Origin of the sequence: Nonomuraea sp. NPDC050383, from assembly GCF_044459125.1 — a bacterium.
GTDB lineage: Bacteria > Actinomycetota > Actinomycetes > Streptosporangiales > Streptosporangiaceae > Nonomuraea.
The window spans coordinates 554,465-573,066 of sequence record NZ_JBITIP010000002.1 but is presented as its reverse complement, the minus strand read 5'-3'; the positions used below and the strand labels follow the sequence as shown (position 1 = coordinate 573,066).

Genomic DNA, 18,602 nt, shown 5'->3' with positions numbered 1-18,602 from the left:
AAGCTAATTCGTCCCCATTCCCCCTAGAGAAGGCGGGGTTGGAGCACGGCTCAGCTACACGCCTTGGCGACCTTCTCCAGGTAGGCGGCCGTGTCGTTGCCGACCTTCTGGGCGGCGTCGACCGCGTCGTTCACGTTCTTGACGTCGATGCCGCCCAGCGTGCGCGCGAGGTCGTCGGTGGCCTCCTTCAGCGTCGTGTTGGCCGCCTTGTCGGCCACGTCGTTCAGCTTCTTGGAGGCGTCGTCGAGGGCCTTGTCCATCGCCTGGGGGTCGTCCTTGAGCTTGCCGATCTGGCTGCCCAGGTCGGCGACGATCTTGGGGGCCTCCAGGCACGCCTGGGTCTTGTCGATCGTCTGGTTGACCTCGGCGCACCCCGCGGTGACGACGAGGGCGGCGACGGCGGCGAGGGACGCGAACCGGGTCTTGAGGGGGCTCATACCGGTGACCCTACCCAACGCCCTCCCGCCGCGGCCGGACTCACAGCTCGGCGCGACAGGGACCGTCGAAGGTGTGCGCCCTGGCGGTGGGGCCGACGTAGAAGTCCTTCACGGTGGTCACGCCGGTCGGCGCCCTCCCTCGGGACAGTGGTCCGCGTCACATCCGCGATGTGCACGACGACCATGGGCACATCCGCGGTGTGCGCCATGTCCACTGTCGCCCGGCCCTCAGGAAGGGGTGCGCAGGAGTGGAGTTCTAGGATTTCCCCTATGGCAACATGTGAACATCTTTCCCACGCCGGGGACCCGGCGGCCAGGACCCCGGACGGGTGCGAGGAGTGCCTGGCCACGGGCGGGCGGTGGGTGCATCTGCGCCGGTGTCTCGAATGCGGGCACATCGGCTGCTGCGACTCCTCGCCCAGCAAGCACGCGACCCAGCACTTCCACGTGGCGGCCCACCCGGTGGTCCAGTCGTTCGAGCCGGGCGAGCAGTGGCGGTGGTGCTACGTCGACAACCAGATGGGCTAGCTAACGCTCCAGGATGGCCTCCTCGAAGTCGAGCTGGGCCATCACCTCACGCATCACCTCGTCGTCCAGGCTGCGCTCGTCGCGCAGCCGGACGAAGACCTCCCGCTCCGCCTGCAGCATGTCGCGGCGCAGGCGCCGGTAGAGCGCGCTCGGCGTCTCCGCGCCGCCCTGCGCCGTGCCGCCGCCCAGCCGCTCCCAGGCGCTCAGCGAGCGCCGCCACGACTTCTCCTTGAGCTGGTCGATGACCTGCTTCTGGATCTCGTCCGGCTCGCCGTCGCCCTCCACCGCCCGGTCGAGCGCCTCCAGGCCCGCCGTGAGCGCCGCCTGCTGGGCGCTGGCCTCGGCCAGCGTGTCCTGGTAGCGCTCCTCCTCGCTGGACACGCGCAGCCGCCGGATCAGCGCCGGGAACGACAGCCCCTGCACCAGCAGCGTGCCGATCACGGTGGTGAACGTCAGGAACAGCAGCATCGTCCGGCCCGGCACGTCGGCGGGGATGGAGAACGCCGCGGCCAGCGACACCACGCCCCGCATGCCGGCCCAGCCGACGATCACCACCTGCGGGGTCGGCAGGGTGCCCTCGCCTCGTCCCAGCAGCCTCGGCACGTACGCCGCGGGCAGCATCCAGGCGAAGCGCACCAGCACCGTGGTCAGGAACACCACGACCGCGTACAGCACCAGCTCACCGGCGCCGTAGCCGCTGACGCCCCGCACCACCGTCACGAGCTGGAGGCCGATCAGCGCGAACACGATCGTCTCCAGGAAGAAGTCCGTGACCTTCCACACCGACGCGGACACCAGCCGCGTGCCGAACCCGCGCAGGTGCATCTGGTTGCCCAGGTAGAGGCCGACGATCACCACGGAAATCACGCCGGAGGCGTGGACCGACTCGGCGATGAGATAGGCGGCGAACGGGATGAGCAGCATGAGCGTGTTCTCGACCAGCGAGTCGCGGGTGTGCCGGAACAACCAGGCGAACACGAACGCCAGCGCCAGCCCGATCCCCACCCCGGCCACCGCCGCGTACAGGAACTCGCCGGCCGCCACCGCCAGGTCCACGGTGCCGCCCACGGCCGCGCCGATGGCCACCCGGTAGGCGGTCAGGGCGGTCGCGTCGTTGAACAGGCTCTCGCCGATGAGGATCGTCAGCGGCCGGCGCGGCAGGCCCAGCCGCCGGCCCACGGCGACCGCCGCCACCGCGTCGGGCGGCGCGACGATCGCGCCCAGCGCGAAGGCCGCCGCCAGCGGCAACTCGGGCAGCAGCAGGTGCACGACCAGCCCGACGGCGGCCGTCGTGGCCAGCACCAGGCCCACCGACAGCATCGCCACCGACCGCCGCACGTCGCGCAGCCGCAGGTAGGAGCTGTCCAGCGCGGCCGAGTAGAGCAGCGGCGGCAGGAACACGAACAGCACCAGCTCGGGGTCCAGCGGCACGGCCGGGACCACCGGCGACACGATCAGCCCGGCCGCCACCAGCAGCAGCGGCGCCGGCCAGCCCTTGCGCCGCGCAACGGCGGCCACGGCCACCGCGCCGCCGGCGATGAGGAGCAGCTGGAGTCCCGTGGTCGCGTTCACCGGGCTCGGCCTGGGGAGGTCGCGGGACGATGGGACACTTCAGGCCCTCCTCGGCAACGGGGTCGGGGCACTCGCCCCGCGCGGCGACGACCTTCCCGCCGCGGAACGCCGGGGGGAAGGATCGGCATCCATCATGCCGTGCCCTCGCGAATGGCCGGGCCGCGGGTCACCCGCCGGGCGGCCGCCCGTCACCAGTCGCGGCGGTCGTCCCGGTCGTCGTACTGCTGGTCGGGACGCAGGCGCTCGCCTGTGGAGAACATGGGGTCACCGACGTACGGGCGCGACAGCGGCTGGCCGTCCGGCTGCTGCTGGTACTGCTGGCCGGGCTCCGGGGTGCCGAGGGCGAGCAACGGGTCCACCGGGTTGGCGGTGGGCGGGGGATAGACCGGGTAGTCCTGGCCGGCGTAGTCGCGGGCCCCGTTGTGCTGTGCCGGATAGTCCTGCTGCCGGTACTCCTGGGCCCGGTACTCCTGGGCCTGGGGGTCCTGCTGCCGGTAGTCCTGCGCGCGGTGGTCCTGCCGGCGGCTGTCCTGTGCCGGGTACTCCGGGGCCTGGTAGTCCTGGGCCTGGTAGTCCTGGGACGGCCGGTCCAGCGACGCGTACCCGTCGCCGACGCGGTAGGAGTCGCCGCTGGTGTACAGGTCCTGAGCGGGGCGGTCGGTGTGCCGGGCGGCGGCCCGCTGCGGCATGGAGCGGGGCCTGCCCGCGCCGGGGATGCCGTGCATCGGCGTGCCGAGGCCGGCGGCGCCGAGGTCGGCTGCGGTGTCCGCGGCCTGGGCCGCGCTCCGCCCCTGATAGCCGCGGTCGTCCTGGGCGTACCGGTCTTGTGCGGCCCGGTCCTGGGCGGCTCTGTCGTGGGTGCGGGCCGCGTAGGGGTCGGACGCCTGTGACGGGAAGCCGAGCGGGTCGGTGGAGTGCGGCGGCGCCTGGCGTTCGCGGGGAAGCTGGTAGCCGCGCTCACCGGCGACCGGGTGCGGGCCGGAGAAGGGGTCCGGGTCGAGGCTGTACTGGGGGCCGCTCGGGGTGTCGTCGACGTACTGCGGGCCGGTGAACGGCTCGGAGCGCTGTGGCTCGGCGTACTGCTGCGGGGCGGCGTAGGAGCGTCCGGTGCCCGGGTCGGAGTACTGGGGGTCGGAGTACTGGGGGCCGGTGAAGGGTGCCCGCTCGCCGTACTGACCGGGCGAGGTGTCGCCGTACTGACCGGATGACGGGTCGCCGTACTGACCGGCGGCGGTGTCCGCGTACGGGGAGGAGTCGCCGTACGGGTCGCGCTGGGCGGGCGGATCGCTGTAGGAGGCGACCAGCTTGTCCTGGCGGGGCGGCGTGCCGCGGGCGACGAGCACGTCGCTGGGCGAGAGGGTGGCCGTCGGGCGCTCTTCGGGCTGCTGCTGGACCGGCGCCGGCGGGAGGGTCTGGGGGCGCTGGTACTGGCCGGTGCCCGGGATCACCTCGGTGCCCGGGTCGTGGGCGGGCACCGCCGGCTGCTCGCCGGTGGCCTCCGCGAAGCCCTCGTCGAGGGTGTCGAGCAGGCGCCCTACGTCTTCCATCGGCATGCGGAAGCTGGCGGTGCACATCTCTCCCCGCCAGAGGCTGAGGACCAGCGTGCCCTCGTGCCACGTGACCCGGAGGCACCTCTCCTGACCCCGGGCATCGAAGAAGACTTCACCGAACGACGGCAACGGGACAACTTCCGACATGGCAGACATACTGCTTTAACCAGCCTTTATTCGTCCACTCAACCCCGGATAACCCTACTTTAACCGGACTTCTCATCCTTATCCCGGACCCATCTGGTCACATAAGGCAGACCAGTTGGCGTCCCGGTCGTTCAGTGTGCCACGTGCCCCGCCGGGTGTGTCCCGCGAACGCCGGGATGCGCATGGCCGATCACACGGCGTTCTGCGCCGGGCACCCGCGAATGCGGGTAGCGTTTACTGCCGTGCCGGACTCCCATCTCCCGTCAGTGGACGAACTGCTCAGCATCGCGGTCAGCGCCGTCGGAGGGAGCGAGCGGCAGGGCCAGATCACCATGGTCCAGGCGGTCCAGCGGGCCATCGACCACAAGGAGCACCTGGCCGTCCAGGCCGGCACGGGCACCGGCAAGTCGCTCGCGTACCTCGTCCCCTCGATCCGGCACGCGATGGACGCCGACAAGCCCGTGGTGATCTCCACGGCCACCATCGCGCTGCAGCGCCAGCTCGTCGACCGCGACCTGCCGCGCCTGTCCGAGGCGCTGGGCAAGGAGCTCCCGCACGCGCCGACGTTCGCCATCCTCAAGGGCCGTCGCAACTACCTGTGCCGTTACAAGGCGACCGCCGGCTGGCCCGAGGAGGACGAGCAGGACCAGCTGTTCGACCCGCGCGAGGTCAGCGCCACGGGCCGGATGGTGCAGCGCATCCAGGAGTGGGCCGAGGAGACCGAGACCGGCGACCGCGACGAGCTGGTGCCGGGCGTCAGCGAGCAGGCGTGGCGGCAGTTCTCCGTCAGCGCGCAGGAGTGCCTGGGCGCCAGCCGCTGCCCCAGCGGCGCCGAGTGCTTCGCCGAGATGGCCCGTGCGCGCGCCGGCGAGGTGGACGTGGTCGTCACCAACCACGCGCTGCTAGCCATCGACGCCATGGGCGACCTGCCGGTGCTGCCCGAGCACGACACCGTGGTGGTCGACGAGGCCCACGAGCTGGTCGACCGGGTGACGTCGGTGGTGACCGGCGAGCTGTCCGACACCACGGTCATGCTGGCCGTACGACGGGTGGGGCGGCTCATCGAGCAGCCCGTCGCCGACCAGCTCATGGAGGCCGGCGAGGACCTGAAGGCGCTGCTGGCGGCGGCGCCGGCGGGCCGCGTCGACGAGCTGCCGCAGGTGCTCGGGATGACGCTCGCGCTGGTGCGCGACGCCGCCGCGCGCTGCCTGACGGCGCTCGGGCCACGCGGCGGCGACAAGGACGACCCCGACCGCGCCGGTCAGCGCAAGGCCGCTTTCACGGCGCTGGACGAGGTGCACGACACGGCGGTGCGAATGCTGGAGGCGTACGGCCACGCCTCGGAGAGCGACCGGGCCGAGGTGGTCTGGCTGGACGCGGGCACCGACCGGCGCCCGCCCACGCTGCGGGTCGCCCCGCTGGGCGTGGGCGGCATGCTGCGCGAGCGGCTGTTCGGCGACCGCACGGTGGTGCTCACCTCGGCCACGCTGGCCCTCGGCGGCACCTTCGACGGCATGGCCCGCCAGTGGGGCCTGGCCCGCCCGAGCGCGTCGGGCCCGGACACCGGCGCGGCGGTCGCGGGCGCGGACGCCGGGGCGGGAGCCGCAGGCGACTCCGGGGCGGGCTCGGGGGCGGCCGACAAGCGGGCCGCCAAGGCCGCCGAGTGGCGGGGCATCGACGTCGGGTCGCCGTTCGACCATCAGCGCTCGGGCATCCTGTACGTCGCCAAGCACCTCCCCCAGCCTGGCCGCGACGGCCTGCCCGAGGCGTACGTCGACGAGATCGCCGAGCTCATCGAGGCGGCCGGCGGGCGGACGCTGGGCCTGTTCTCCTCCATGCGGGCCGCCAAGGCCGCCACCGAGGCGCTGCGTGACCGGCTGGACGTCCCGCTGCTGTGCCAGGGGGACGACTCGACGATGCTGCTGGTCAAGCAGTTCGCCGAGGACGAGCCGACCTGCCTGTTCGGCACGCTGTCGCTGTGGCAGGGCGTGGACGTGCCGGGGCCGTCGCTGCGGCTGGTGGTCATCGACCGGGTGCCGTTCCCGCGCCCGGACGACCCGCTGACCTCGGCCCGGCAGCGGCACGTGGCGGCCAAGGGCGGCAACGGGTTCATGACGGTCGCCGCCACCCACGCCGCACTGCTGCTGGCCCAGGGCACGGGCCGGCTGCTGCGCTCACAGAACGACAGGGGCGTCATCGCGGTGCTCGACCCCCGGCTGGCCACGGCCCGCTACAGCGGCTTCCTGCTGGGCTCCCTGCCGCCGTTCTGGCGCACCACCGACCCGGCCGTCCCCCGCGCCGCCCTCCAACGCCTGTCCACGGACCCGTCCTGACCCGCCCTTCCTGACCCGCCCGGCCCGCCGGTCCCGACCGGGCCCCAGGGCCTGATCCGCTCCACCGGACGTCCGGCGTTCAGGTCCTCCTCACCAGGTGACCGGGAGTTCGTAGGCGCCGTAGATGACGGCGTCCTCCTTGAAGGCCAGGTCCTCGACCGGCGCGGCGAGCCGCAGGGTGGGGATGCGGCGGAACAGCGTGTCGAAGACGATCTGCAGCTCCATCCGGGCCAGGTTCTGGCCGAGGCACTGGTGCGGGCCGAAGCCGAAGGCGAGGTGGTGGCGGGCCCCGCGCTCGACGTCCAGTTCGCCCGGATTCTCGAACGCCGCCGGGTCCCAGTCGGCCGACAGGCTGGAGACGATGACGCCCTCGCCGGCCGCGATGCCGACCCCGCCGATCTCCACGTCTTCGGTGGCCACCCGGGAGACGACCGTGTCGGTGATGGTGAAGTAGCGCAGCAGCTCCTCCACGGCCATGGGCGTCTTGCCCGGGTCGGCCGTGATCAGGGCCAGTTGCTCCGGGTGGGTGAGCAGCCCGATCATGCCGAGCGAGATCATGTTCGCCGTGGTCTCGTGTCCGGCGGTCAGCAGCAGGAAGGCCAGGCTCACCAGGCCCTCGTGGTCGAGGGCGCCCTCCTGGCGTTGCCGGGCGATCTGCCGGCCGAACAGGTCGTCGCCGGGTTCGGACTCCTTGCGGGTGATCAGGTCGTCGATGTAGGCGCGAAGTTCGGCGAAGGCCCGCTGGCGGTCCTGCGGCGACGAGGTCCGGCGTACCGCCACGGTGGTGCGGCTCTGGAAGTAGTCGTGATCGGTGTAGGGCACGCCGAGCAGCTCGCAGATCACCAGCGAGGGCACCGGCAGGGACAGCGCCTGCACCAGGTCGACCGGGCGCCGGTCGGTGGCGAGCATGTCATCGACGAACCGGTCGACGATGCCCTGGATGCGCGGGCGCAGCGCGGCCAGCCGCTTCACGGTGAACTCGCCGATCACCGGGCGCCGGGCCGCGGAGTGCTCCGCGCCGTCCATGCCGATCATCAACGGCGGCTGGCTGCGGATCTGCTGCAGGGTCGCCGCGTCGACGTTGAAGATCGGGAAGCCGTCCTTGCGCCGGTCGGAGGAGAAGCGGCGGTCGGCGAGGATGGCACGGCCTGCCTCATACCCGGACACCCACCATGCCTCGCCGCCGTTCACCAGGCGGACCTTGCTGATCGGCGCCCGCTCGCGGAGCCGCTCGTACTCGGCGGGCGGGGCGAACGGGCAGCCACGCTCGACCGGCAACTCCAGGCCGGCGAGGTCGCCGGCCACGCTCTTCGTCATGAATGACCTCCCAGTGATGGATCTGGCTGAGTTCGTTGCGCCACCGACGAGCCCGGGTCGCTTCGAGGCCGCGGGCCGGCTCGTCGCCGGTGTTCATCGCAGGGTGAGGGGGATCTCGGATTCGACGCGGGTCAGCTTCTCCGGGTTGCGGACGTAGTAGAGGCCGGTGATGCGGCCGCTCTCGACCCGGATCGCTATGACGCCGTCGATCTCGCCGTCCGCGCGGAGGAGGAGTGCCGGGTTGCCGTTGACCACCGTGTGGTCGGCGGTGAGCGCGACTTCGGCCTTGCCGACGGCGCCGACGATGAAGCGGGCCACCTTGCCGGCCCCGACGATCGGCCGCGCCGCGGCCTGCCTGACGCCGCCGCCGTCGCTCACCAGCACGACCTCGGAGGCGAGCACGTCAAGGAGGCCCTGCAGGTCCCTGGTCTCCAGCGCGCGCTGGAACGACTCCAGAGCCGCCCGGGCCTGGTCCGGGGAGACCACCTCGCGGGGGCGGCGGGCCTCGACGTGCCGGCGGGCGCGGTGCGCGATCTGCCGGACGGCCGCGGGGCTCTTGCCGACGGCGTCCGCGATCTCGTCGTAGCCGACGTCGAAGGCCTCGCGCAGCACGAAGACGACACGCTCGGTCGGCGACAGCGTCTCCAGGACGAGCATCAGCGCCATCGACACGCTCTCGGCGAGCTCGACGTCCTCAGCCACGTCCGGCGCCGTGAGCAGCGGCTCGGGCAGCCAGGGGCCGACGTACGCCTCCTTGCGGCGCTTCATGGTGCGCAGCCGGTCCAGCGAGCGCCGGGTGGCGATCCGCACCAGGTAGGCGCGCTCGTCGTGCACCTGCTCCACGTCGACCTTCATCCACCGCAGCCAGGTCTCCTGCAGGACGTCCTCGGCGTCGGCCACCGATCCGAGCATCTCGTAGGCCACGGTGAACAGCAGGTTGCGGTGCGCGACGAACGCCTCGGTGGCGGTGTCCGTCCGGCCGCCACCGGCGAGCGGCCCGGCCGCGCCCGTCGTCGGCTCGCTGCGCTCGTTCATGGCCGGCTCCCGCCTCTTGCTCTCAACATGCTTTCCACACTGCTCTCACCTGGGCTCCACGCATAAGACGCCGGCCCCCACCGCGGTGTGACATCCGCGATCGGTGGTGTATGTCACATGACCGCCCTGTCACAAAGTCCGGGTCGCCGGCGCCTCATGGTCGTCAGGACGCCGCGTGGACGACCCTCGCGGCACCGCAGAAGGAACGGAAAGACATCATGAGCAAGGTCTGGCTCGTCACCGGTTCGTCCCGCGGCCTCGGCCGTGACTTCGTCGAGGCCGCGCTGTCACGCGGCGACAAGGTGGCCGCGACCGCCCGGAACACCGACAGCTTCGACGAGCTGGTCGCCGTCTACGGCGACGCGGTGCTCCCGCTCCGGATGGACGTGACCGACAAGGCCGCCGTCTTCGAGGGCGTCAAGCGGGCCAAGGAGCACTTCGGCCGTCTCGACGTCGTCGTGAACAACGCCGGCTACGCCCAGGTCGGCGCGATCGAGGAGCTGACCGAGCAGCAGCTGCGCGACCAGCTGGAGACCAACGTGTTCGGCGCGGTGTGGGTCGTTCAGGCCGCGCTGCCCTACCTGCGCGAGCAGCGCTCGGGACACATCGTCCAGCTGTCCTCCGCCGCCGGGCTCATCGCCATGCCGCTCGGCGGCGCGTACCACGCCTCCAAGTGGGCCCTGGAAGGCCTGAATGAGGCCCTCGCGCACGAGGTCGCCGACTTCGGCGTCAAGGTGACCATCATCGAGCCCGGCGGCTTCGCCACCAGGTCCGGCAAGAACCCCGATCCTCTCGACAACGGTCACCTGGCCGAGACCAACCCGGTCTACGACGGCCTCCGCCGGCGCCTCGCGGGCATGGTGGGAAACCAGCCCGCCGGCGACCCGGCCGCCGCGGCCCAGGCCCTCCTCAAAATCGTCGACTCCGACGCCCCGCCCCTGCGCGTGCTCTTCGGCCTGGGCTTCTACCCGATGCTCCAGCAGGCCTACGCCGACCGGCTCAAGACCTGGGCCGACTGGCAGGACCTCTCGGCGGAGGCCCAGGGCAAGCTCGCGAGTGCGTGAGCCGGTCCGACCTGCGTGCCGCGGTAGGTGTCAGTGCTCCCAGGGCGCGAGGTCCGGGCGCTTGGGGTCGAGGCCGTCGCCCGAGGAGGTGCCGCGCAGTCGCCGGCTCACCCAGGGCACCAGGTGCTCGCGGATCCACTGCGCGTCCTCGCGCCGCCTGGCCCGGGGGTCCGTCGTCCGCTCCGGCCACGTCTTGCGCCAGTCGTCGAACGGCACCCCCAGCACGTCCAGCACCCGGGCCGCGACCAGCCGGTGGCCGTCCTCGTTCATGTGCAGCCGGTCGTCGCTCCAGGCGCGCCAGTCGCGCAGACCCTGCATCGACCACTGGTCGACCAGCTTGCAGCCGTACAGGTCGGCGATCGAGCGGATGTGCAGGTAGAAGATGGCGAAGCGGCCGCGCAGGCGGCGCATCAGCGGCGTGTCGCGCGGGTCGACGCCCGTGAACAGCAGCACGTCGGCCCCGCTCGCCCGCAGGTCGCGCACGGCCCCGGCCAGGGTCTTGGCCATGACGTCCGGGTCGCTGCCCGGCCGCAGCAGGTCGTTGCCCCCGGCGCACAGGCTGACCAGGTCGGGCGCCATCTGCACGGCCAGAGGCACCTGCTGCTCGACGATCTGCCCGAGCAGCTTGCCGCGGACCGCGAGGTTGGCGTAACGGAACGACGGGTCGTCGGCGGCCAGGCGCTCGGCGACCCGGTCGGCCCAGCCGCGGTAGTGGCCGTCGTGGCCCGGGTCGTTGAGGCCTTCGGTGAAACTGTCGCCGAGCGCGACGAAGGAGCCGTAATGTCTCATGACGGTCTCAGTGGGAGATCTCCTGGTAGGCGGCTTCGAGCAGCTCCTCGGACGGGTCCTCCAGGCGGCCCGGCTTGGCCAGCCCGTCGAGGACCACGAAGCGCTGCTTGGCGCCGCGGTTCTTCTTGTCCAGCCGCATGTGGTCGCGCAGGCGCGGCCAGGCGTCGGCGCGGTAGGCCGTGGGCAGGCCGACGGCGGTGAGCACGGAGCGGGTGCGCTCGACCAGGTCGGCGCCGACCCGGCCGTCGAGCCGGGACAGCTCGGCCGCGTACACCATGCCGATCGCCACGGCCTCGCCGTGGCGCATGTGGTACTGCTCGGCCCGCTCGATGGCGTGGCCGAGCGTGTGGCCGTAGTTGAGGATCTCGCGCAGCCCGGCCTCGCGCAGGTCGGCGCCCACGACATCGGCCTTGACCTGGATCTTGCGCTCGATCAGCTCGCGCGTGTGGCGGCCCTCGGGGCGGGTGGCGTCGGCCGGGTCCTGCTCGATGAGGTCGAGGATGACCGGGTCGGCGATGAACCCGCCCTTGATGATCTCCGCGAGCCCCGCCACGTAGTCGGCCCGCGGCATGCTCCCCAGCGTCGCCAGGTCGCACAGCACGCCCGCGGGCGGCAGGAACGTCCCGACGAGGTTCTTGCCCTCGGGCGTGTCGATGCCGTTCTTGCCGCCGACGGCGGCGTCGACCATCGCGAGCAGCGTCGTCGGGACCAGCACCACCTGGAGGCCGCGCAGCCACGTGGCCGCCACGAACCCGGCCAGGTCGGTCGTGGCCCCGCCCCCGACGCCCACCACGGCATCGGAGCGGGTGACGCCGTAGCGGCCGAGCGCCGACCACAGCTGCGCCGCCACCTCGACGGTCTTGGCCTGCTCGCCGTCGGGCACGGGCAGCGCCACCACGTCGAACCCGGCGTCCGACAGTGACGCGCACACCGGACGGGCGATCTCCGGCAGCCCGGCCGGGTGGACCACCGCGACCGTGCGCACGCCCGGCTTGAGCAGCCCCGGCAGCTCGCTCAGCACGCCGGTGCCGACCACCACGTCGTACGGGCTGTCGCCGCGCACGGTGATCCTCGTCGCGGTCATGAGGCGAGCCCCTTCAGGATCTCGTCGGCCAGCTCCTCAGGGGCGCGCTGGTCGGTGACGACGGTCAGGACGGCGAGCCGCTCGTAGACGGGCCGCCGCTCCTCCATGAGCTTCTTGAGCCGGCTGCGCGGGTTGAGCACGAGCAGCGGCCGGGCCGAGGCCAGGCCGACCCGCTGCACCGCGTCGGCCAGCCCCACCTGGAGGTAGACGACGGGGTGGCCGGCGAGCAGCGCCTGCGTCTCCTCGTTGAGCACGGCGCCGCCGCCGAGCGACAGCACGCCGTCGTGCTCGGCCAGCGCCCGCCGGACGGCGGCGTGCTCGAGCTGGCGGAATCGCTCCTCACCGTCCTCGACGAAGATGTCGGCGACGGACTTGCCGGCGACGGCCTCCACGTCGGCGTCGGTGTCGCGGAAGGCGACGCCGAGCCGCTCGGCGAGCAGCCGGCCGAGGGTGGTCTTGCCGGACCCGGGCGGTCCGATCAGCACGGCTCTGGTCACTTGATCACCATGGAGGAGAGGTAGCCGGACAGGTTACGGGCGACTTCCTCGACGGAGTCGCCGCCGAACTTCTCGAGCGCGGCGTCGGCCAGCACCAGCGCGACCATCGCCTCGGCCACGACGCCCGCGGCCGGGACCGCGCACACGTCGGATCGCTCGTGGTGGGCCTTGGCGGCCTCGCCGGTCTTGACGTCGATCGTGGCCAGCGCCCGCGGCACGGTGGAGATCGGCTTCATGGCGGCGCTGACCCGCAGGACCTCGCCGTTGGTCATGCCGCCCTCGACGCCGCCGGCGCGGTTGGTGATGCGCCTGACGCCGTCCTCGGTCGTGTACTCGATCTCGTCGTGGGCGCGGGAGCCGGGGCGGCGGGCCGTCTCGAACCCGTCGCCGACCGCCACGCCCTTGATCGCCTGGATGCCCATGAGCGCGGCGGCCAGGCGGGAGTCGAGGCGGCGGTCCCAGTGGGTGTAGCTGCCCAGGCCGGGCGGCAGGCCGTAGGCGAGCACCTCGACGACGCCGCCGAGCGTGTCGCCGTCCTTGTGGGCCTGGTCGATGACGGCCACCATGGCGGCGCTGCCCTCGGGGTCGGAGCACCTGACCGGGTCGTCGTCGATCCGGGCCAGATCGCCCGGGCCGGGCAGGGTCTCGGCCGGGGTCCCGGCGCCGCCGATCTCGGTGACGTGGCTGAGGATGTCGACGCCGAGCGCCTGCTTGAGGAAGCGCCTGGCCACCTCGCCCAGTGCCACCCGGGCCGCCGTCTCACGGGCACTGGCCCGGTCGAGGACCTGCCGCGCGTCGTCGAAGCCGTACTTCTGCATGCCCGCCAGGTCGGCGTGGCCGGGACGGGGCCGCGAGCGCGGCGCGTTGCGCGCCAGCCCCTCCAGCTCGGCCGGATCGACGGGGTCGGCCGCCATGACCTTCTCCCACTTGGGCCACTCGGTGTTGCCGACGCGCACGGCGATCGGGCTGCCCATGGTGCGGCCGTGGCGGACGCCGCCGGCGATCGTCACCTGGTCCTGCTCGAACTTCATCCGGGCGCCGCGCCCATAGCCGAGGCGGCGGCGGCGCAGCGCCTCGTCGATGGCGGCCGTGGTCACCTCGACCCCGGCCGGCAGGCCCTCCATGACGGCAACGAGCTCCGGCCCGTGAGACTCTCCGGCGGTCAACCAGCGCAACATGCGTCCAAGTCTTCCACGTCCCGCCCAGTGGGATGGCCCACCGTTCACCAGCCGAGACGCGCACCCACCCGATCCGCCCTGGATCCGCCGTTTGTCCGCTCATCCGTCGAGGCAGACGGCCACCAGGGCGCCGAGCAGCATGAACGGTCCCAGCGGGAACTGGGTGTCGCGGGTGGCCCGCCTGGTCAGGAGGAGCGCGAGGGCGTACAGGGCGCCGAGGAGCTGCCCGGCGACGGCGGCCACGGCCCAGGCCTCCCAGCCGCGCGCGGCGGCGGCCATGCCGATGAGCCCGGCCAGCTTCACGTCGCCGAGCCCCATCGCGGCCGGCCTGACCAGCCACAGCACCCCGTACACGGCCGCGAGCGCCGCGGCGCCCAGCAGGGCGCGCGGCACCTCTGCGGTGGGCAGCAGGCTGAGGGTTAGCAGCGGGTACGAGGGCAGGGTGATCGCGTCGGGCAGCCGGGAGGTACGCCAGTCGATCAGCGCGAGGGCGGTGCCGGCGACGGCGAGGTAGACGTACGGCAGCCCGGCACGCCAGGCGACCAGGGCGGTGACGGCGGCGGTGGCGACCTCCACGGTCGGCGGCCAGGCGGGGACGGGCCAGGTGCGCAGGGCACGGCCGAACGCCGCCCGCGCCTCGGCACGGACGTCCAGGCCGGGGACGGCACGGGTGCCCGTGCGGGAGTCCGCGTCAGGAGCGGCATGGAGAGCGGCGTCGGGAGCGGCATGGGGATCGGCGTCGGGAACCGCGTCCGGAAAGGCGTCGGGGTCGGCGTAGGTGAAGCCTCCGGCCAGGACGCGGACGTAGCGGCCGACGAGGAGTCCGGCCAACGCCGCCAGTGCCACCAGGACCGCCACAGGCCGACCCTAGTGCGGCGACCGGGTCTCGCGCGGCCAGGTTGACGGACTCGACCGGCACCGGACGCGAGAACCACCGGACGCGAGAACCGCGGACGCGAGAACCGCCGGACGTCCCCACGACAGCCGGCAGGCGGACGGGCCGGTCAGCGAGCGGGCGGCGACATCGGCGCCCGGCGGGCCGGGACGTCAGGTCTGTTTGCGGGAGAACCAGCGGCGGCGGCGAGGGGCCGGTCGCACGCGGGCCACCGTCGCGCCCGCGAGCTGGTCGAGCGTGCCCGACGCGACCGCGGCCAGCGCCTCCAGCACCTCGCCCTCGATCACGAACGGCACCGGCCCCGCGACGTCCACGACCACGGCCGCCGCCTGCTCGTGGGCCGCCGCCTGGCACACCTGCGGGGTGCTGGCCTGCACCGGCCGGGCGTCGGGCCGCCACCGCGTCAGCGCGTCCGTGCCCGTGAACGCCAGCACGGCCTGCCTGCCGTCCTTGCCGACGAGCTTGGGCAGCGCCATCTCGCTCTCCTTCTCCTGCCGCAACCCGTGCTCGCCGACCTCGGACTCGGTCAGCAGGGCGACGACGGGGACCAGGAGCCGGGCCCCGGTGAGCACGGCCAGCACGTCGGCCGGGCCTGCCGTGCCGTCCTGGTAGGAGGCGAGCGCGGCGGCCAGCGCGGGCGCGGCGCGTCCGTCGTCGTCCGGGTCGAGAGGTCGCGGGATGGTCGGCACAGTGCCCGACACTACCCTCGCCCCCGGCCGGCGCCCGAACACACCCGCCCGCCCTCCACCGGCTCAGGTGCCCGAGCGGCTCACTGGATCGCTGTGAGCGCGGCGTTCCTGGCCTGGATGTCGTCCTGGGTCTCCGGCACCATCATGCCCAGGTTGTCGCTGATCTGTACCTTGACGTCGACCAGCTCGCGGTGCTTCTCCTCGTAGCGGCGGAAGGCCTCCCGGTGGTCTTCTCCGGCCGCCAGCTCCGTGGCGAGCAGGTAGGCGCCGGTCAGGGCCAGCTCAGCCCCGGCCCCCGAGGCGGGGGAGGCGCAGTAGGCGGCGTCGCCCACGAGGGCCACCCGGCCGGCCGACCACGACGGCATGCGCACCTGGCTCAGGGCGTCGAAGTAGAGGCCGGGGTCGGCCAGCGCGCCGTCGAGGAGCTGCGGCGCCCGCCACGAGGTCTCGCCGGCGAAGCTCTCCTTCAGCAACCGGCGCTGCTCGCCCAGGTCGTGGTGGTCGTAGTCCATCGGCTCGGCTCGCCGGAACATGAAGTACGCCTTGGCCTGGGCGTGGTTGCCCGAGCGGTAGATCCCCACCATCTTGCCCGGCGTGTTGAACATCGTGATCGTACGGTCCACGCCCAGGGCGGCATCGGCGTCGCCGAAGGCGAAGTAGTAGCCCTTGTAGTCGAGGAAGTCCGACTCCGGCCCGAAGGCCAGGCGCCGCACGTCGGAATGCAGGCCGTCCGCGCCGATGACCAGGTCGAACCGGCCGGTGCCGCCGCTCCGGAAGCCGACCGTCACGCCGTCGGAGTCCTGCGCCAGGCTCTTGATCGAGTCTCCGAAGACGTAGTCGACGTCGTCCTTGGTCACGTCGTGCAGGATCTCCACGAGGTCACCGCGCATGATCTCGATGTCGTTCGCGAGCTGCACGCCGGCCACCCGCTGCCCCGCGGCGTCCACGAACCGCATCTCGCGCACATCGGCCACCACCGCCCGGATCCGCGGCAGGATGCCCATGCGCTCGACCACGTCCAGCGCCTGGTCGCGCACGTCCACGCCTTGGCCGCCGACCCGCAGCCCGGACGTCCGCTCGACCACCGTGGTCCGGAAACCGTGCCTGGTCAGCCAGTAGGCCAGGGTCTGCCCGGCGATGCCGGCCCCCGAGATCAGAACGTTCTTGCTCACTGCGACTCCAAAGGTGTCGTCGTCGATGACGCACGCGGGGAACACCGGCCGGTGCGAAAAAAGGTGCGGGAGAAGGTGCGGGAGAAACGGGCCGGCTCAGCGGTCGGCATCGGGCCGGGCGGAGAGATCATGACGAAGAGTCACCACCATCCGGCGGGGGGCGTCATCCGCCCGCAGCCGCCGGGCGATCGCGTCGATGTCGCCCCACTCGGCGCGTTCGCCGTCCAACGGGGCGAGCCGGCCGTCCGCGAGCAGGTCCAGCAGATAGGCCAGGTCGGGCCCGAACCGGTCGCCGGCCCAGAATCCCTCGATGGCGCGCCGCCGCCCGACCAGCTGGTACGGGACGAACGTGGTCGGCTGCCCCGAGCTCGCGCCCACCTGCTGGATGAGGCCGTCCTCGGCCAGCAGGTCGAAGGCCTGTGCCAGCGCCGGCCCGCCGACCGAGTCGATCACGCCGTGGACGGGCGCGGACACCTGGTCCAGCCCGGTGACCACCTCGTCGGCGCCCAGGGCCACCAGCCGCTCCCGGCTGCCGTGATCACGTACCGCGGCGATGACGTGCGCGCCGGCGAGCCGGCCCAGCTGAACGGCGAAGTGTCCGACCGCGCCCGCGGCTCCGGTGACCAGCAGGCGGCGGCCGGTCAGGGCGCCCAGCCGCCGGATGGCCCGCAGTGCGCTCACCCCGGGCACCAGCAGGACGCCGGCCTGGCCGGGGTCGACCCGCTGCGGCACGATCGCCAGCTCGTGCGTGGGTACGGCACGCAGCTGCGCCCAGGCGTTCCCGGTCGCCAGTGTGGCGACCCGGGTGCCCGGCGCGGGACCGGTGCCGTCGTCGGCCGCCCGCCGCACCACGCCCACCGCGTCGAATCCCGGGATGCTCCCGGGCGGCAGCGTGGCCGCGTGGTCGAGGTTGCGGGCGACCAGGGTGAAACACTCCACCTCGATCACCACGTCGCCGGCCTGCGGGACCGGCTCTGGGGCCTGGCCCGAGCGCACACCCGTGGGGGTGTCTGGGGCGCTGAGCAGCGCATGCATGGAGCCTCTCCCAGCTCGTGATACTGAAATATGCGTTCCACTTAAAGATATGGAATGGCCATTTCAGATGTCAACCCAGCCGCCCAGGAAGCCCCACGCCGTCATCGCAGGCTGACCACGCCGGGAGGATTCGTCGTCAGTGGGTGGTGATGGCCGCGACCGGGCCGCCGCCCGAGGGGCCCTGGTGGACGGCGGCGACCGAGACGAACACCGCCGGGTCACCCGTCACCGAGGCCGCCACCCCGCCCACCGCCGCCTTGATCTGCCGGTGCCAGTGGACGTCGGAGTCGTCCAGCATGATGTTGCGCCTGCCACGTACCCGGCCCGAGGGGTCGGCCTCGCACTTCATGAAGACGTTCACCAGGCGGTCGCCCAGGTCGGAGGGGTGCGGGCGGTCGGGCAGCGCCAGACCGGAGTCACGGATCGCCGCCCAGATGCCGTCGGCGTCCAGGGCGTCCTTCATGACGCTGTGGCCGATCCGGTAGCGGCCGCCGATTCCCCGTACGTTGCCGACCAGCACGATCTGGGCGCGGTCCAGCTCCACCCCCGAGGAGCAGGAGGCGACCGACGAGTACAGGGACAGGTCCTTGTGGATCTGGTCGGCCCGGGGCGGCTCGATCTCGCCGAGGGCGACGGCGATGCCGAGGGCGGTGGTGGAGTTCGACAGGTCCATGGACGGGCCGGTCTCCTCGATGGCCGTGTCCTGGCCGCGGCTCCTCGCCTCGGTGATGGTGGCGAGGGTGAGCAGCGGGGTCTTGGTCTGGACGTAGTGCACGTCGCGCGGGTCGTCGATGCCGGCGATCTTCATGGCCTCCCGGACGCCCGCCGCGACCTTCTCCACCATGGCGGGGCGGCCGATGTCCTCCGGCAGGATCACGTCGCTCATCGCGACGCCGACGGACACGCGCGGCTCGTCCGACGGGACGGCCGCGGCCGGGTCGAGGGTGGCGAAGATCGTGGCGTGCGGGCTGAGGACGCCGTCGGTGCCTCCGGACCACACCAGGGGTACGGTCTCGGGGGCCGGGTGGCCCTTGGCCGCCAGCACGTCACGGAAGGCGCGGTCGGCGAGGATGCGGGTGTAGTCGTTCACGCCGCCGTTGCCCTCGGTCTTGCCGATGACGGCCAGCACCCGGTGCGCCTCGATGACGCCGGCGTCGATGAGCCGTTCCAGGCCGGAGGCGTCGGTCACGCTCTCGATCGGCACCTTGCGCACTTCTGTCGGATCCGGCATCGGTCGCCCCTTCTCCGCCCCTGCCCCGGTCGCTTCCCCAGGGCGAGAT

At 72.7% G+C, this 18,602-nt stretch carries 17 protein-coding genes; 3 read left to right on the top strand and 14 right to left on the bottom strand.

The genetic code is table 11. The features are described 5' to 3' along the window. Nucleotides 1-50 precede the first annotated feature (50 nt). Complete coding sequence (locus tag ACIBG4_RS07375) at nt 51-437, bottom strand: hypothetical protein (protein WP_397201095.1); 387 nt, start codon at nt 435-437, stop codon at nt 51-53. A gap of 270 nt (nt 438-707) precedes the next feature. Here ACIBG4_RS07375 and ACIBG4_RS07370 point away from each other — a divergent pair, with 270 nt between their 5' ends. Continuing rightward, nucleotides 708-965, top strand: coding sequence for a UBP-type zinc finger domain-containing protein (locus ACIBG4_RS07370; RefSeq protein ID WP_397201094.1), 258 nt, complete (start codon nt 708-710; stop codon nt 963-965). Here ACIBG4_RS07370 and ACIBG4_RS07365 read toward each other — a convergent pair whose 3' ends face one another. Both ACIBG4_RS07365 and ACIBG4_RS07360 read right to left on the bottom strand, forming a co-directional pair. Further along, nucleotides 966-2,537 (bottom strand): Na+/H+ antiporter, encoded by a 1,572-nt coding sequence (locus tag ACIBG4_RS07365; RefSeq protein ID WP_310712644.1) that lies wholly within the window; start codon nt 2,535-2,537, stop codon nt 966-968. Nucleotides 2,538-2,725: 188 nt separating this feature from the next. Further along, nucleotides 2,726-4,234 (bottom strand): hypothetical protein, encoded by a 1,509-nt coding sequence (locus ACIBG4_RS07360; protein ID WP_397201093.1) that lies wholly within the window; start codon nt 4,232-4,234, stop codon nt 2,726-2,728. 221 nt (nt 4,235-4,455) lie between these two features. Here ACIBG4_RS07360 and ACIBG4_RS07355 point away from each other — a divergent pair, with 221 nt between their 5' ends. Then, nucleotides 4,456-6,567 (top strand): ATP-dependent DNA helicase, encoded by a 2,112-nt coding sequence (locus ACIBG4_RS07355; RefSeq protein WP_397201092.1) that lies wholly within the window; start codon nt 4,456-4,458, stop codon nt 6,565-6,567. Between the two features lie 90 nt (nt 6,568-6,657). Here ACIBG4_RS07355 and ACIBG4_RS07350 read toward each other — a convergent pair whose 3' ends face one another. Together ACIBG4_RS07350 and ACIBG4_RS07345 are read right to left on the bottom strand one after the other, a co-directional pair. Next, nucleotides 6,658-7,884, bottom strand: coding sequence for a cytochrome P450 (locus tag ACIBG4_RS07350; RefSeq protein ID WP_397201091.1), 1,227 nt, complete (start codon nt 7,882-7,884; stop codon nt 6,658-6,660). 93 nt (nt 7,885-7,977) lie between these two features. Next, complete coding sequence (locus ACIBG4_RS07345) at nt 7,978-8,919, bottom strand: RNA polymerase sigma-70 factor (RefSeq protein ID WP_397201090.1); 942 nt, start codon at nt 8,917-8,919, stop codon at nt 7,978-7,980. 218 nt (nt 8,920-9,137) lie between these two features. Between ACIBG4_RS07345 and ACIBG4_RS07340 the strand changes: the two genes are divergently transcribed. Next, nucleotides 9,138-9,983: an SDR family NAD(P)-dependent oxidoreductase gene (locus ACIBG4_RS07340; RefSeq protein ID WP_397201089.1), complete on the top strand. Its 846-nt coding sequence runs from the start codon at nt 9,138-9,140 to the stop codon at nt 9,981-9,983. 30 nt (nt 9,984-10,013) lie between these two features. Here the strand turns inward: ACIBG4_RS07340 and ACIBG4_RS07335 are convergent, their stop codons facing one another. From ACIBG4_RS07335 to ACIBG4_RS07295, 9 genes are all read right to left on the bottom strand, one after another. After that, complete coding sequence (locus ACIBG4_RS07335) at nt 10,014-10,772, bottom strand: SGNH/GDSL hydrolase family protein (protein WP_310712639.1); 759 nt, start codon at nt 10,770-10,772, stop codon at nt 10,014-10,016. A 7-nt stretch (nt 10,773-10,779) separates the two neighbouring features. Next, the gene (gene aroB / locus ACIBG4_RS07330) at nt 10,780-11,856 is read right to left on the bottom strand and encodes a 3-dehydroquinate synthase (protein ID WP_397201088.1); all 1,077 of its coding nucleotides are present in this window, start codon (nt 11,854-11,856) and stop codon (nt 10,780-10,782) included. Continuing rightward, entirely contained in the window at nt 11,853-12,353 is a 501-nt protein-coding gene (locus tag ACIBG4_RS07325; RefSeq protein ID WP_310712637.1) for a shikimate kinase, read from the bottom strand. Before ACIBG4_RS07325 ends, aroB begins: the two co-directional genes overlap by 4 nt. Further along, on the bottom strand, nt 12,350-13,531 hold the full coding sequence (gene aroC, locus ACIBG4_RS07320; RefSeq protein ID WP_397201087.1) for a chorismate synthase: 1,182 nt from the start codon (nt 13,529-13,531) through the stop codon (nt 12,350-12,352). Before aroC ends, ACIBG4_RS07325 begins: the two co-directional genes overlap by 4 nt. A 99-nt stretch (nt 13,532-13,630) precedes the next feature. Next, the gene (locus tag ACIBG4_RS07315; protein ID WP_397201086.1) at nt 13,631-14,389 is read right to left on the bottom strand and encodes a prepilin peptidase; all 759 of its coding nucleotides are present in this window, start codon (nt 14,387-14,389) and stop codon (nt 13,631-13,633) included. A 189-nt stretch (nt 14,390-14,578) separates the two neighbouring features. Then, a complete protein-coding gene (locus ACIBG4_RS07310) occupies nt 14,579-15,115 on the bottom strand; it encodes an SseB family protein (RefSeq protein ID WP_397201085.1) in 537 nt (178 codons plus the stop codon). An 80-nt stretch (nt 15,116-15,195) separates the two neighbouring features. Continuing rightward, nucleotides 15,196-16,287, bottom strand: a complete 1,092-nt coding sequence (locus ACIBG4_RS07305) for an FAD-dependent monooxygenase (protein WP_397201084.1) — start codon at nt 16,285-16,287, stop codon at nt 15,196-15,198. A gap of 96 nt (nt 16,288-16,383) precedes the next feature. Continuing rightward, the gene (locus ACIBG4_RS07300) at nt 16,384-17,322 is read right to left on the bottom strand and encodes a zinc-binding dehydrogenase (RefSeq protein WP_397201083.1); all 939 of its coding nucleotides are present in this window, start codon (nt 17,320-17,322) and stop codon (nt 16,384-16,386) included. A gap of 136 nt (nt 17,323-17,458) precedes the next feature. After that, entirely contained in the window at nt 17,459-18,553 is a 1,095-nt protein-coding gene (locus ACIBG4_RS07295; protein ID WP_397201082.1) for a ring-opening amidohydrolase, read from the bottom strand. Nucleotides 18,554-18,602: the final 49 nt, after the last annotated feature.